The 15,836-nt window shown below is 33.9% G+C and carries 10 protein-coding genes; 5 read left to right on the forward strand and 5 right to left on the reverse strand.

The window, feature by feature from the left end:
- Positions 1-354 precede the first annotated feature (354 nt).
- The 5 genes from leuC (at position 355) to leuB (ending at position 5,757) form a co-directional block, all read left to right on the forward strand.
- A complete protein-coding gene (gene leuC / locus ACUN3A_RS07800; protein ID WP_445550736.1) occupies positions 355-1,749 on the forward strand; it encodes a 3-isopropylmalate dehydratase large subunit in 1,395 nt (464 codons plus the stop codon).
- Between the two features lie 135 nt (positions 1,750-1,884).
- On the forward strand, positions 1,885-2,481 hold the full coding sequence (gene leuD, locus ACUN3A_RS07805; RefSeq protein WP_445550737.1) for a 3-isopropylmalate dehydratase small subunit: 597 nt from the start codon (positions 1,885-1,887) through the stop codon (positions 2,479-2,481).
- A gap of 104 nt (positions 2,482-2,585) precedes the next feature.
- Entirely contained in the window at positions 2,586-2,888 is a 303-nt protein-coding gene (locus ACUN3A_RS07810) for an antibiotic biosynthesis monooxygenase family protein (protein ID WP_445550738.1), read from the forward strand.
- 137 nt (positions 2,889-3,025) lie between these two features.
- Positions 3,026-4,546, forward strand: a complete 1,521-nt coding sequence (locus ACUN3A_RS07815; RefSeq protein ID WP_445550739.1) for an alpha-isopropylmalate synthase regulatory domain-containing protein — start codon at positions 3,026-3,028, stop codon at positions 4,544-4,546.
- 149 nt (positions 4,547-4,695) lie between these two features.
- A complete protein-coding gene (leuB, locus tag ACUN3A_RS07820; protein ID WP_445550740.1) occupies positions 4,696-5,757 on the forward strand; it encodes a 3-isopropylmalate dehydrogenase in 1,062 nt (353 codons plus the stop codon).
- A gap of 263 nt (positions 5,758-6,020) precedes the next feature.
- Here leuB and ACUN3A_RS07825 read toward each other — a convergent pair whose 3' ends face one another.
- The 5 genes from ACUN3A_RS07825 to ACUN3A_RS07845 are packed head-to-tail and all read right to left on the reverse strand — an operon-like array spanning position 6,021 to position 15,832.
- On the reverse strand, positions 6,021-7,772 hold the full coding sequence (locus ACUN3A_RS07825; RefSeq protein ID WP_445550741.1) for a RagB/SusD family nutrient uptake outer membrane protein: 1,752 nt from the start codon (positions 7,770-7,772) through the stop codon (positions 6,021-6,023).
- 28 nt (positions 7,773-7,800) lie between these two features.
- Positions 7,801-10,980, reverse strand: a complete 3,180-nt coding sequence (locus tag ACUN3A_RS07830) for a SusC/RagA family TonB-linked outer membrane protein (RefSeq protein WP_445550742.1) — start codon at positions 10,978-10,980, stop codon at positions 7,801-7,803.
- Between the two features lie 20 nt (positions 10,981-11,000).
- On the reverse strand, positions 11,001-12,476 hold the full coding sequence (locus tag ACUN3A_RS07835) for a fasciclin domain-containing protein (RefSeq protein WP_445550743.1): 1,476 nt from the start codon (positions 12,474-12,476) through the stop codon (positions 11,001-11,003).
- 43 nt (positions 12,477-12,519) lie between these two features.
- Entirely contained in the window at positions 12,520-14,316 is a 1,797-nt protein-coding gene (locus tag ACUN3A_RS07840; protein ID WP_445550744.1) for a fasciclin domain-containing protein, read from the reverse strand.
- A 13-nt stretch (positions 14,317-14,329) separates the two neighbouring features.
- Positions 14,330-15,832, reverse strand: coding sequence for a RagB/SusD family nutrient uptake outer membrane protein (locus ACUN3A_RS07845; RefSeq protein ID WP_445550745.1), 1,503 nt, complete (start codon positions 15,830-15,832; stop codon positions 14,330-14,332).
- Between the last annotated feature and the right edge of the window lie 4 nt (positions 15,833-15,836).

A 15,836-nucleotide genomic window follows, 5' to 3' on the forward strand; every position in this document is an offset into this window, starting at 1 on the left:
AAATTCCAAATCAGAATCTAACTATTTGTTACTATTTTATTTTAAAATGTTATATATTTTAAACCAAAAACCGCTATTTTATAACACAATAGCGATAAATTTGCCAATTATTAAAAACAACAGCAAAGCCAGTGTTAGTTGTTCGATTTAAAAAAAAGTATTGCCTTTTGTAAATGGCACTGTTTCTAAAATAAAGTAGCAATAGTTTACTATCCAAAAAACACAAATGTTTGGGTATCGTATAAAACGAAATATTGCAATTGACGGCAATACAACTTTTTTTTACTTTTGAACTTCTATTATAATTACACCAAGTTTCTGTGGTTATACCAATTACAATTAAAAAAAAAGAAAATGAGTAAGACATTATTTGACAAAGTATGGGATTCACATGTAGTGCGTAAAATTGAAGATGGACCAGATGTGTTTTTTATTGACCGCCATTTCATTCATGAAGTTACAAGTCCTGTTGCTTTTTTAGGATTAAAAGCTAGAAACGTAAAGGTTTTATACCCTGAGCGTACTTTTGCCACTGCCGATCACAATACACCAACTATAAACCAGCATTTGCCTGTTGCTGATGCCCTTTCTGCTAATCAATTACAAGCATTAGAAGACAACTCTGCAGAATACGGAATTTCTCACTGGGGATTAGGTCACCAAAAAAATGGAATTGTACACGTAGTAGGTCCTGAAAACGGAATTACTTTGCCGGGTGCGACTATTGTTTGTGGAGATTCGCATACTTCTACTCACGGTGCTTTTGGAGCGATTGCTTTTGGTATTGGTACTTCTGAAGTGGAAATGGTTATGGCTACTCAATGTATCATGCAGCCAAAACCAAAGAAAATGCGTATCAACGTAAATGGTAAATTAAGCAAAGGTGTGGGGCCAAAAGACGTTGCACTTTATATTATTGCTCAATTAACTACTTCTGGTGGTACAGGATATTTTGCTGAATACGCAGGAAATGTTTTCGAAGAAATGACTATGGAAGGCCGTATGACTGTTTGTAACTTAAGTATCGAAATGGGTGCTCGTGGAGGTATGATTGCTCCAGACCAAACTACTTTTGATTTCCTTGAAGGAAGATTATATGCTCCTAAAGGTGAAGCTTGGACTAAAGCAGTTGAATACTGGAAAACTTTAAAAACCGATGCTGATGCTGTTTTTGATACTGAATTAAACATCAAAGCTGAAGATATCGAACCAATGATTACTTATGGTACAAATCCTGGAATGGGAATTGGTATCACTAAACATATTCCGAACGCTAACCAAGTTGAAGGCGGTGAGGAAACTTATAAAAAATCGTTAGCTTATATGGGCTTCAACGAAGATGATGTGATGATTGGAAAAACAATCGACTACGTTTTCTTGGGAAGCTGTACAAACGGACGTATCGAAGATTTTAGAGCTTTCGCAGAAATTGTAAAAGGCCGTAAAAAAGCAGACAACGTTACTGCTTGGTTAGTTCCAGGTTCTCACGTTGTAGAAGCACAAATTAAAGAAGAAGGTATTTTAGACATTCTTACTGAAGCTGGTTTCGTATTGCGTCAGCCGGGCTGTTCAGCTTGTTTGGCAATGAACGATGATAAAGTTCCTGCTGGAAAATATGCTGTGAGTACTTCAAACAGAAACTTTGAAGGTCGTCAAGGTCCAGGTTCAAGAACTTTGTTAGCTTCCCCAATTATGGCTGCTGCTGCTGCTGTTACTGGGAAATTGACAGATCCAAGAGAGTTGTTCTAGTTGAATGTCAATTTCAATGACAATAACAATTTCAAAAAAGAATTAAAAATAAAAAGATTTTAAAAACTGCTGATTTATTTCCCTTCAAGGAAAATCTAAAATCTGAGTTCTAAAATCTAAAAATCTAAAATTACAATGGCATACGATAAATTTAATATCCTTACTAGTAGTGCAGTGCCACTACCGATAGAAAACGTAGATACAGATCAAATCATCCCTGCTCGTTTCTTGAAAGCTACAAAACGTGAAGGTTTTGGAGACAATCTTTTTAGAGACTGGAGATACAATGGAGATGATACTCCAAAAGCAGATTTCGTTTTAAACGATTCTACTTACTCTGGAAAAATCCTTGTTGGAGGAAAAAACTTTGGTTCAGGTTCGTCTCGTGAGCATGCTGCTTGGGCAGTTTATGATTACGGATTCCGTGCCGTAGTTTCTTCTTTCTTTGCAGATATCTTCAAAGGAAACTGCTTAAACATTGGTGTTTTGCCAGTACAAGTTAGCCCAGAATTTGCGGATACTATTTTTAAAGCTATCGAAGCAGATCCAAATACACAATTAGAAATTAACTTGCCTGCACAAACTATTACTTTATTGGCTACTGGTCAAAAAGAATCTTTTGACATCAACGGATACAAAAAGAACAACATGATCAATGGTTTTGACGATATTGATTATTTACAAAACATTAAAGAAGATATTGTCGCTTTTGCTGACAAACTTCCTTACTAAAGAGCATGCAATATTTCAATTAGAATTATTGAAAAAATAAAGGTTAATTTTAATAACACCCGACAGGTTTTAAAAATCTGTCGGGTTTATAAATAAAAATACGTATGGTATTAGAAATGGCTATTCTGCACGTATTGAAAGGTGAAGAACTTCATTTTGAAAATGATTTTGCTATTGCCAGTCTATTTATACAGTCTATTTCTGGTTATATAAGTCATAGTTTGAGGAAATGTATTGAGGAAGAAAATAAATATCTGTTATTGGTTGAATGGGAAAAATTAGAAGACCATACCATTAGATTTAGAGAATCTGAATCATATCTAGAATGGAAAAAATTATTACATCATTATTATAATCCGTTTCCAATTGTAGAACATTATGAAATGGTCGTTGAGAATAAAAAATAGTTGAAAGCAATTGAAAAATAGAACCATTGCATAGAAATTGAAACGATTTTTATACCAATGAAATTAAGTGAAGTACGACGAAGAATATAAAACATACAATACCCCTTTTTCAAAAAGGATTTTATAGAACAGCAATAATGGAAAAAAGAAAAATTGAAATAATGGATACGACACTTCGAGATGGTGAACAAACCTCGGGAGTATCCTTTTCGGCAGCAGAAAAATTAACCATTGCGCAATTATTGCTTGAAGAATTAAATATTGACCGTATTGAAATTGCATCGGCACGTGTAAGTGAGGGAGAATTTCAAGGGGTAAAAGGAATTATGTCCTGGGCATCAGCAAAAGGCTATACCAATCGTATTGAAGTATTATCATTTGTAGATGGAGGCGTTTCTATCGAATGGATGAAAAAAGCGGGAGCCAAAGTTCAAAATTTATTGACCAAAGGTTCTTTAAATCATTTGACTCACCAGTTAAAAAAAACACCTGAACAGCATTTTGCAGAAATTGCACAATCTATTGCTTTGGCAAATGAAAACGGAATTGCCACCAATGTGTACCTAGAAGATTGGAGTAATGGCATGCGTAATTCTCCTGAATATGTTTTTCAATATTTAGATTTCTTAGTAACACAACCCGTTAAAAGAATATTATTACCAGATACTTTAGGCGTGTTGATTCCATCGGATACTTTTGAATTTATTTCTAAAATTACAGCTAAATATCCGACTATACATTTTGATTTTCATGCTCATAATGACTATGATTTGAGCATTGCCAATGTAATGGAAGCCATAAAAGCGGGTATCAACGGATTGCATGTTACTGTAAACGGAATGGGAGAACGGGCTGGAAATGCTCCGCTTGAGAGTACTGTCGCAGTAATTAACGACTTTATGCCAGAGGTAAAAATCAATATTAAAGAGTCTTCGTTGTATTCGGTAAGTAAATTGGTGGAGACTTTCACTGGTTATAGAATTCCAGCTAATAAACCAATAGTAGGCGACAACGTTTTTACGCAAACTGCAGGAATTCATGCTGACGGTGATAACAAAAACAATTTGTATTTTAATGATTTACTTCCAGAGCGTTTTGGAAGAAAACGTAAATATGCTTTAGGAAAAACTTCTGGTAAAGCCAATATCGAAAAAAATCTTCAAGAACTGGGATTAAAACTAAACCCTGAAGATTTAAAATTAGTTACTCAAAGAATTATTGAATTGGGTGACAAAAAAGAAACGGTTACCAAAGAAGATTTACCATACATCATTTCGGATGTTTTGGACAGCCATTCTTATGAAGAAAAAATTACGGTTGAGTCGTATTTATTATCTCATGCTAAAGGATTACGTCCTTCGACAACTCTTTGCTTAAAAATAGATGGTGAAATTTTTGAAGAAAGCGCACAAGGTGATGGTCAATTTGACGCTTTTATGAATGCTCTTTCTAAAATTTATAAAACTAAAAAAATGACATTGCCAAAATTGATCGATTACGCAGTGAGAATTCCTCCTGGCAGTAGCTCAGATGCTTTGTGTGAGACTATTATCACCTGGACAAATAACGGAAAAGAATTTAAAACAAGAGGATTAGATTCCGATCAGACTGTAGCTGCAATTATAGCGACACAAAAAATGCTGAATGTAATTCACTAATGGGTTGCTAAGATTCTAAGTTGCTAAGAAACTAAGTTTTTTTAATAGCAATGAATCTTAAAAACTCAGGAATATAAAAATAATTTAAAAAGAAGCTAAGTCAAAATCTTAGATTCTTAGAAACTCAGAAACTTAAAAAAATAAAAACAATGAAATTCAATATTGCCCTTTTAGCCGGAGACGGAATCGGACCAGAAGTAGTTAACGAAGCAGTTAAAGTTTCGGATGCCATTGCTAAAAAATTTAATCACGAAATCACTTGGACTCCTGCACTTACTGGAGCGTGTGCGATTGATGCTGTTGGAGTACCTTACCCAGATGAAACTCATGAAGTTTGTATGGCTGCCGATGCTGTTCTTTTTGGCGCTATTGGGCATCCAAAATATGATAATGATCCAAGTGCTCCAGTAAGACCAGAACAAGGATTATTGTTGATGCGTAAAAAATTAGGATTGTTTGCTAACGTTCGTCCAACCTTTACTTTTCCTTCTTTAATTGATAATTCTCCATTAAAAAGAGAAAGAATTGAAGGTACAGATTTAGTATTCTTAAGAGAATTGACTGGAGGAATCTATTTTGGTGAAAAAGGAAGAAAAGACAACGGAGACACTGCTTTTGATAATTGCGTATACACTAGAGCTGAAGTACAGCGTTTAGCAAAAAAAGGTTTTGAATTAGCAATGACACGTTCAAAAAAATTGTGTTGTGTAGACAAAGCAAACGTTTTGGAAACTTCACGTTTATGGAGAGAAACAGTTCAAGCTATGGAAAAAGATTATCCAGAAGTTACAGTTTCTTATGAATTCGTTGATGCTGTTGCTATGCGTTTGGTTCAATGGCCAAATTCTTACGATGTATTGATTACAGAAAATTTATTCGGTGATATTTTAACAGATGAAGCTTCTGTAATTTCAGGATCAATGGGATTAATGCCGTCTGCATCTGTTGGAGAACACACTTCACTTTATGAGCCAATTCACGGATCTTACCCACAAGCTACTGGGTTAAATATTGCAAATCCATTAGCAACTGTTTTATCTGCTGCTATGATGTTTGAAGATGCTTTTGGATTGAAAGACGAAGCAGAAGCAATTAGAGCTGTTGTAAACAAATCATTAGAGCAAGGAATTGTAACTGAAGATTTAGCTGGAAAAGGTGCAAAAGCATACAAAACTAGCGAAGTTGGCGATTGGTTAGTTGCAAATTTGTAAAAAATAAAATCAATAATAGGATGTACTGAGGTATGTCACTATTTACATTCATAAAAAGGCTGTTCCTAAAAGGGCAGCCTTTTGTTTGTTAAAATAATTTCAAATTACATTTTAATACATCAAGTATAATAATCACAAATTTATTATTGATCATAAGATGCAATACTTTGATCTATAACTCCCCCAAAACAAAAGAAGGCTGTCTAAATAGACAGCCTTCTTCAAAAGTTAAATCAACTAATTATTTTTTTTACTAGGAAATTTTATTTCCAAGTAAATGGCAAGTACCAATTATTAACATTCATTAATTTAGCACGTGCTTCTGCTGCATGAGCATTTCCTTCTTTATTCAATTTATCATAGATTTTATCAGCCAAGAAAGCAGGATCATTTCTACGTCTTGCAATACGCACTAAATCTTCCCAACGGTTACCTTCATAAGCAAGTGACAATCCAGCTTCACGAATAATATTGTTTTCAATTGAAGTTAAACTATCTCCTACAACTGGGGCATTCACTAAATTAGCACGACCTCTAACACCTCCACCACGATACCAATTTCCTCTAAAATAAGGATGTTCACCTTCACGAGCATCAAAATCATAAGGAAAACCTTCTTTAGTTATCCAAGTATAAGTCATATCATCTTTAGCTTTATCAAGTCCACCACGATTATAATCTCCTTTTATACCTTTATTTAAAATCGCATTAGCAATTCTATGCTTATTATCTCTATTAGCAGCTTCTGCATAACGCAAGTGCAATTTTTCAGCGCGGTATAAAAACCAATCTCCATCTGTTTTAAACACATCGGCAGCTGCTTCATATCTGTAAAGGTATTTCATGATAACAGGATCATTACCCACCATTTTATAGGTAAATTTTGGACCACGTGCATCATAAGGAAAACCATTACTTTGTGTATTACTATTCCAAAGATCAATTGCTCTTTGAGATGGTTTTGCTAAATATTGCCCTCCTGTTTTTGAAAAAATATTAATAAATGGATTTTTAGGTGCAAATTTGCTATCAAAAGGTAAAGACCAAATCCATTCCGTATTCCATACTGCATCTTTAGTTCTAGCAAACATAGATCTCCATCCTTGAGTATCAGTATTAAATAATGTGTTTACATTTTGGGAATTTGTATAATTAACAATAAAATCATTATTTCCACTACCAGCAAAATTACTCAAACGATATACCTCATAAAGCGCCGTACCACTTGGTTGAGATGAAGATGTTTCCATTATCGTTTTATAATGCATAGCAGCTTGTTGATAATTACCTTTCCAAAGTTGTAAATCACCTAACAAACATTCCTTATTAATAAAGAATTTTGCAGTATAATAACCATCCACCGTTACTAGTAAACTACTAGTTGCATCATAGTCTTTTTTATAAGTCAATCCTTCCGTAAATTTTACCAGTTCCTCAAGAAGTTGATCAAAAGAAAGTCTAGGATATTTACTGGCATCCTTGACATCTTCTAAGCTTACTATAGGTTGTGTAATGTAAGGTACAGTACCATATTGAATTCCTAATTGCAAATAAATCCAAGAACGAATACAGGCAATATCTGCATAGCGTTGATCATATTGTGATTGTGTAAATTTCTTTTCAGCAACCATAATATCGAAGTTTTTAAGGGCATCATTACAGTTTTGAATAACCTCATAGAAATCTTTTGGATTTGCATAAGGATTCTCCGCAGAAATATTTTGCTCCGAAAGCTCTTTTAAATAAGGGTCTGAATTACCTGTTGTTGTCATCAGGTCGGCACGCATTTCGTTAAGCATAACGTATTTACTTGCAAGTCCCATAAATTTACCATATATACCTGTAACAGCAGCATCAGCATCATATACATTACGGTACACTTGATCCCCACTAAGCTTATCTTGAGGTTGTACATCTACAAATTCCTCACAAGAGCTAAGGCTAAGCGATACCATCGCCACCCATAACAAGGGTTTTGTAGATTTTCTTATTTTTGTTCTTATTGTTGTCATCATCGGTCTGTTCTCTATGTTGTAAAAAAAATTAAAGTCCTAAACGTAATCCAAGTTGGTAACTTGTAAACTGAGGAGTCAAACCTATATCTGCGCCTTGACCAAAAATGGATGAAGTAGCACTAAATTCAGGGTCAAATCCAAGATATTTTGTAAAAGTTAACAAGTTATTGGCAGTAGCATACAGTTGGATATACTTAATACCTTTGTTACCATTTAAAGGCACATCATAACCTATAACCAAGTTTTTCAATCTTAAGTAAGAACCATCTTCAATCCATCTGTCAGAAAACTCAGCATTACCCATTGGATCTCCCCAAGTTGCTTTCGGTATATCCGTTTGCTGTCCTTCGGCTCTCCAACGGTTAGCAACGGCAGAACTTTGGTTTTCATAACCGCTCATTTTTTCAAGATTGTAACGCACTCCGTTATAAAGATCATTACCTACTGAAAAGTTAAACAATGCTTTTAAGCTAAATCTTTTGTAAGTAAAATCAGTATTAAAACTTCCTGTAACTGTTGCATTTGGATTACCAATAACCACGCGATCCTTACCATCAATAACTTTGTCACCATTAACATCTGTAAAGTGGATATCTCCACCGCTAAAAGGAACTAAGGTTCCATTAACTAAACGTTTTGACAATCCATCTGCTGTAGCTTCTGCTGTAGTACTATAAACACCATTACTCTTTAAACCATAAAATAAGTTAGCATCTTTGCCTTCAGATGTTAAATAAGTAGCACCACCAAATTCTGATAAAATATCACCGTTTGGCAAAGTTTGAACAGTATTATTATAGTGACTTACTCTATAGCCAAAATCGAAAGTAAAATTTGGAGTATTAACAATACGAGCATTCAAACCTAATTCAGCTCCAATTGTTTTCATCGCACCACTATTAGACTCTACAGAACTAAATCCATTTTCGCTACCAGTTGTTTCATAAACAATCATATCGGATGTTTTGTTTGAAAACAAATCAAGAGTACCGCTAATACGTTCTTTAAACAATCCAAAATCTACTCCTACATTCGTTTTTGTAACTGTTTCCCATTTCAAATTACTATTTCCAATATTACCACGAACCAAACCTTGCATTCCTAGAAAATTTTGAGAAACGTAATACGTTTGAGCAGAGTAATTACCGATATCATCATTACCACTTGTACCAATACCTACTCTCAGTTTAAGATAATCAATATCGTTTATACCTTTCATAAAATCTTCAGAAGAAATTAACCAAGCTCCTGAAATAGAAGTCATCAATACATATTTACTAGCGCCCGTTGACGGATTATCACCAAAACGGCTTGAACCATCTACAGCATAATTTGCTGTTAGGAAATATTTATTACGGAAATTATAATTTCCACTAGCATAGATATTAAACCAATTCCATTCTCCTAATTCTCCTCCTACTTGACGCAACAAACTAGAACCTGCCGATACACTAGTAAAATCATCAGTTGAAGAATTGTATCCTAAACCTAAATCTGTTTCTGTTTTATTACTTTGAGCTCTAAATCCAAAACGAACATCTAAATTATGGTCATTATAAAAAGTCTTCATGTAGCTGGCAAAAGTATCTGTAAAAAGTCCATTATAACTTTGAACTTCACTTCCAGAACTATTTTTTCCAATAGCAGTAGGCAAAACAATATCAGTAACACCCAAATCTGGAATAAAAAATGACTCTCTTTCCTTATTGAAACTCAAACCAACTATTGAAGTAATATTCCAAGCCTTATTTAAGGCATAATTAAATTTTAAGTTACCAAAAAAGCGATAATTATTATTGGTGCCAAATCCATTAGCTAAAATAGCATTGGGGTTACTTACATTAAAATAATCTACATCAGCCAAATTAGGAGAAACCTCACCCGCATCACTAACAACATGACTCGTTAAAAAAGGAGATTTCGTTAATGATAAATATAGTGGGCTAGTGGTTGAAAAACCTTGATTCCACTGGTTTTGCTGATTATTAATAAACGAAAGATTAGCATCTACACTCAATTTTTCTGTTAATCGCAAAGCAGCATTTAAACGAACGCTGTAACGTTGTGAATCAGTTCCGTCAATAATACCTTTACTATCAAGATAACCTACAGACAAACCAAACTTTGCAATTTCATCACCTCCACGAACTTTAAGGAAATAATTTTGATTAATGCTTGATTTAAAAACTTGATCTTGCCAGTTTGTTGCATTATGATATTTGTAGTATCCTACCGAACCAACATTATCATTCATATAAGGCAAATTGGCAATATCTCCTTGAGATAAACCACGTGTAGCCTCCAACTGAGAAAGGTGTGTGCGATACTCACCTGCATCTAACAACGGTAGCTCATTTGGAGTTTGATTAACTCCTCCATACATCGTGAAATCAATTTTAGTTGACAATTCCGATGCACGGGTTGTTGTAATATTTATAACTCCATTAGCACCTTTGGTACCATATAATGAAGTACCATCTTTCATAATGGTTATATCTTCAATATCTTTAACATCAATATTAGTTAAAGGGGACGTTTCACTATTTTGTATGATCCCAGAACCATAATCTTGATCATCATAAATCATTCCATCTACCACAATTAAAGGCCTATTACTTGCATATAACGAATTAAAACCTCGTAATGCCAAGTAACTACCTGCATTTGGTGCTCCTGAATTTTTAATACTCGTTAATCCTGTAGTTCTACCTTGAAGAAATCCAGCTGCAGATTCGGTTACAGGAGTAGACCATTGATCTTTCTTGAACGTCACCACAGTTGTTGCATCGGTATTATTATATTGCATACGATCTCCTGATGGCAAACTTGCTTTTTGGAAAGCAGCCGAATAATAGGATTCATTTAAGAATATACTTAAACCAGTTTTTCTATTTTTAACAGGATATACCTTGGTTTGAAAATCTTGTCCACTAATAGTAAGCAGGGCTTGCAAATTGGGAACTCGAATTTCAAAACTACCATCATTATTCGAAATGGCTGCCGAAAATCCTTCAACAGTAACATTAATTCCTGATAAAGGAGCATTAGTTTTTGCACTTTTAACAATGCCTTTTATGAAAATTCCATTCACTTTTTTCTGAGGAACTGTAGCAATTGAATCCTTAGCAGTCTGAGCGTATAATTGCGCTTCAATTCCACCACCTAAAAATAGACTTACTAGGCAAGTTATTTTAATAATTTTTAACATATCTAATTTTTTATAATATATTATTTAATGACTGGAACAAATCTCATATAATCAAGACTAAGGGGACTTGTAGTAGTATTGTTAGCAATAAGAGTCAAATCCATATAACCTGCATTAGGTATTGTAACTTCACCTATGTATACTTCATCATAAAAATACGGCTGTATAGTACCGCTAAGAGTCGTCAGAAAAGAAATTACATTTGTTGAACCAACTGTCGTTATTTTTTTACCTATACCAAGATTTTGTGTAAAAACGGGAGGAACAAGAATAGTCGCGGTAGTCCCAAAATCGTTTATTGCACGCCAATAGACCTTGTACTTGGTGCTATATAAATCTTTCGCATCGTAATACAACATAAAAGAAGCTGCACCAGGGCTTTGTACCGTTACATCATTGAATAGCATACCAAGTGGATCTTTTTTATCACGATACCATATCTGACTACGATTCCCATTAGCATAACCCGTATTCTTTTCTCCTTCAATTCTTGTTGTAACTAAACGTTTTTCAAGAGTAATATCTACTTTTTTCATGATGTAGATAATTCCGTTACTTAACTGTATTGGCTCCCCTACAATTTGCGTTTTATCTACATTAAATTGAACTCCAAATCTTGAAGTCAGTGTAGCTGGCAATGTACCTTTTATATACGCTTTTGGAAAAGCTAAATCTCTTACCGTGAAATATTTACTATATATTGCTGTTGAATCAATAGTAGGATTATTTGATGTTTTAGTCAAATACGGTGTCATTTTAGTCACTTCAGCATTATAACCATCATCTTCCATCAAGAAAAGGGTATATGAATTTTTCTCATTGTTAAGATTATAAACATTTCTTAAATACGAATTCGATAAAGAGTCCGCAAGATATCCCGCTGGTGAATTTTTCTTAGCATCAGCATCCTCTTTGTAAATACTAAATTGTTTTAGACTTACTAAGTAAGCACTCATTGCCGAACTACTTGTATGAGCATTTACATATTGCCAAATATTCAATTTTACGACAAGTGGTTTATTAACAATATGAAAAACTCCATTCGCCGCATAATGATCCGCAGTTACGATAGTAGCATCATCAATAATAGTACTTCCTTTGAATGTTAAATATTTATCGCTTAACATTTGAATTTTTTCTTGATCTGCCTTTCTTAAGGATGAAAAAGAACCTAATGCAATATGATTAGCTACAAATTTTTTAAGTGCCTCTGGATCATTAAGTATCGCAGGATCTACTTGAGCCAAAGATTCATTAGTAGGTGCAAAAACGGTATACGTTTTTGAGGCAGCCAAAATTTTATCGTAACCAGTTTGGACCAATAATTGTCCAAACTGTGATACTTCAGCTGTATTTGTAATTGCCTCATTAAGCGTAACGTCTAAATTGGCATCCCCATTATCTTCTCTATCATCCCAAGGACTAGAACAGGAGACTAATGCTATGGTTAACAAACTAACCAATAGTCTTTTATAATTTAAATTTAATATGATCATTTTTACTTGATTAAGTGTGTATTTGTATACTTATATAATAATATTAATAGCCACTATTACCGTTATCCCCTTTAGTAGCCTCTGATCTTTGAATTAAACCATCACCATTAAGATCATTACCACTTGGAAGACCAGTTTTAATACCTTTTAGAAATTTTGGCCATATTTGATCCATATCTACAGGACGAAATTCTACCAAATCCCATCTGTCCCCATCTCCTGCACCACAACCAGTACAAGCGTCTGTTGTGAACTTAATTAAATGCCTTCCAGTTGTTGTTACTTCTACAATACCTACAAGTCTAGAATTAAGATTGTCACTTTGAACATGTGGAAAAATATAACGTTTGTAACCTTGCGACTCTAATACTTTATCATTCACGCCTGATCCTGCAGTAGCTGGATTATTTGGAAATTCCTGCCCATTCATAATTCTAGAGGTTTGTATACCATCAAAAAACACCTTTGTATTTGTAGAAGCTTTAGAGTTTTGACGATAAGAAACCCATACTTTGTAACGACCTTTAATAATTACAGGTGTCTTTAATTCAATATCATTATTACCATTACTACTACCACTAGCATTTTGAAGACGAAAACGAAAAATATTAAAAAGATCCCCATTAACTGCTGCAGGCCATGGTTGCCAATTAATTGATCCTTGTCCTACCCAGGTTATACCACTAAGTGCTCCATTATTTCCGAAACCAAAAGTCACTCCAGCTGTTTTTCTGTAATTAGCAACATTCGCAGCGAATTCAGGTTGATCACATATATCAAAATAAACTGGTGCTGCAACACGTTTTTTAATAGTGAAATGTCCATCCACATAATGCAATACTCCATTAGAACAAGTTACATTGCTTAGATCTCGTATTATTGCAACACCTTGTTCTTGTACCCCATTAAAAATATCATGATTCAACAAAATAGACTGCTTATCTAACTGAGAACTAATCACTTCAAGTGGTGCCTTAGTCAAAAAGGTAGGAGTTGTTGCCATATCACTTAAATAATTTAAATTAGGCAACACATGATATTGAACAAATAGATTCAAACTATCCGCTGGATTCATTGGATCAGTTCCTTTACTATATCTGTTTTTTAAATCCTGTAAAGAACTAAAACCTGCTTTAGTGAAAACATCATTACTTTGTGCTAAAACAGTTAAAAAACTACCAACCTTATTAGCATCATAAGTAATAGGAAGGTCTAACTTATCATACCATCCAGTAGCTTTTAAAACTTCGGTAAATAAAGAAAGATTTTTATCTGCTTCAATGGTCTTTGCTAGTGTTTTATTAGCAACTCGCAACACTTTATCAATAGCATGAATGATACCATTTCCAGCTAAAATGTTAGAAACTACAATATTTGATGTTTTATTAACTGTTATACTTGAAACACCATTGATGTTCGCTGCTCCAGTTATTAAATATTGACCATAAAGAGTAGGCGTAGTAATTTTACCATCAGTAAAAGCTGTTGTAGATATTGTCTTATCTATAATATGTATTTTAACGATATCTTTCAAATCTTCTAATGGCACTTCTTTTACTGAACTAACACCTAAATCAGCTAAATACTGTTTAACAGCATCATTAGTTGGAAGAAATAAAGTATATGTCCCGTAGGTATTCATAAACGAAGCGTAATCCGTAATATCAAGAATTTCTAAAAACAAAGAATATTCTGGATTTGCTCTTAAATATTCAGTAATATTAGGAGTTTTATCTGTACCTTCTTTTATCTGTTGCTCTGAACAGCTCTGAAACACCAGAACAATCAAAAACACTAAAGTAAATCGCAAGAGGCTTGGTAATTTTAATAATCTTTTCATGTTTTATTATTTTTTATTTATAAAATGGATTTTGTACAAGTGCTTTATTAGTAAAAAGCTCTTGCGTATTAATCGGCAAATAATGACTATTTGGATCTTCTAATTTTGTTATAATCGATTGTTGTTGATCAGGTGGAGCATTCAAAATAGCAGCATTAATTAAAATATCTTTTCGTTCGTAGTTATTTCTTCTAGCCACTCTAAGCATATCAAACCAACGTTTACCTTCAAATGCCAATTCACGAGAACGTTCCGCTAATACATAGTCAATAACACCTCTTTTATCTCCTGCCCCAACAGCCATAGCTGTTTGACTAATTGCACGTCTCTTTAATCGCATATCATCAATAATAGCAAGTGCTTCTGCACCTCGCCCTAATTCACCAAGTGCTTCTGCTTTCATTAATAACGCATCACCATAACGATAGACAAACCAATGCGTATCTGAATCCTGTAATGCTTTTACCCCTTCACTATCTCCGATATATTTATAAATTGTATTAGTTGCACCAACTATAGAGGCAAATTCACCACGAAGATCCCTATTAGTCGTCGGATTATCGGGATCGATTCCAAAAACCTCTTCTGCTACATTACCAGCAGTCTGAAACTCTGGTCTTTGCCAAAATATAGCATAAAAAGGACTTAAATTAGCTGTAGTATATTGAAATTCAAAAATACTTTCAACAGAATTTCCATCAGCAAATACTGTATTATACCAAGTCCCGTAATTGTTAGATTGATACAAACTGAATTGTTTAGAATCAATTATTTTATTAGTGGCAACCAGTGCCTCTTGAAAATTATCTGTCCATAAATAAACATCTGCTTGCATTGCATTGATAGCATACACGGTGATACGCCCTTTATTGTACTCTTTTTTACCGTAATCGCTCACTGCGTATTGTTCTGCTAGTTTAAGATCTTTAATTACCTGAGCAAATATATCTGCTTGAGGTGAAACAGGTATTTGAAAATTATCTTGATCAGTCAAGGTAGCAGTAATTTTTAAAGGAACATCTTTAAAAGTACGAGCCAATGTAAAATACATATAGGCTCTTATTGCCAAAGCTTCAGAAAGAAAATTATTCAATTGAACTTGAGTTAAAGTTGGATCCTTTTGTAAAACAGCTGGTGCCAAATCGATTACAGTATTACAGTAATTAATAGTTCTGTAAAATGCATCCCAATTTGTTAGTTCATTAGAAGCTGTAATATTTGAGTTCATGATAGACTTTTCATCTGGGGTAACATTAACCCCTGGCGCTACCATATCACCTCTTAAATCTCCATACATAAATAGATATTTACTCATTGAAATATCACCAACTCCTGGAGGTGAATTTAACAACGAAGAATAAATTCCAGCAACAGCGGCTTGAATGTCTTCTTTAGTTTGCCAAAATTCAGCACGAATGATTCCGTCTTGTGGTTTTAAATCTAAATAATCATCACACGAAGTTGCGGAAACAAACAGGATGAAGATTGATAGAATTGTTTTTATTTTAGTTTGCATAATT

It is taken from the genome of Flavobacterium sp. WC2509 (assembly GCF_052683105.1).

Coding starts and splice junctions, on each gene's coding strand:
- leuC (WP_445550736.1), top strand. CDS start 355: ATGAGTAAGACATTATTTGACAAAGTATGGGATTCACATGTAGTGCGT.
- leuD (WP_445550737.1), top strand. CDS start 1,885: ATGGCATACGATAAATTTAATATCCTTACTAGTAGTGCAGTGCCACTA.
- ACUN3A_RS07810 (WP_445550738.1), top strand. CDS start 2,586: ATGGTATTAGAAATGGCTATTCTGCACGTATTGAAAGGTGAAGAACTT.
- ACUN3A_RS07815 (WP_445550739.1), top strand. CDS start 3,026: ATGGAAAAAAGAAAAATTGAAATAATGGATACGACACTTCGAGATGGT.
- leuB (WP_445550740.1), top strand. CDS start 4,696: ATGAAATTCAATATTGCCCTTTTAGCCGGAGACGGAATCGGACCAGAA.
- ACUN3A_RS07825 (WP_445550741.1), bottom strand. CDS start 7,772: ATGATGACAACAATAAGAACAAAAATAAGAAAATCTACAAAACCCTTG.
- ACUN3A_RS07830 (WP_445550742.1), bottom strand. CDS start 10,980: ATGTTAAAAATTATTAAAATAACTTGCCTAGTAAGTCTATTTTTAGGT.
- ACUN3A_RS07835 (WP_445550743.1), bottom strand. CDS start 12,476: ATGATCATATTAAATTTAAATTATAAAAGACTATTGGTTAGTTTGTTA.
- ACUN3A_RS07840 (WP_445550744.1), bottom strand. CDS start 14,316: ATGAAAAGATTATTAAAATTACCAAGCCTCTTGCGATTTACTTTAGTG.
- ACUN3A_RS07845 (WP_445550745.1), bottom strand. CDS start 15,832: ATGCAAACTAAAATAAAAACAATTCTATCAATCTTCATCCTGTTTGTT.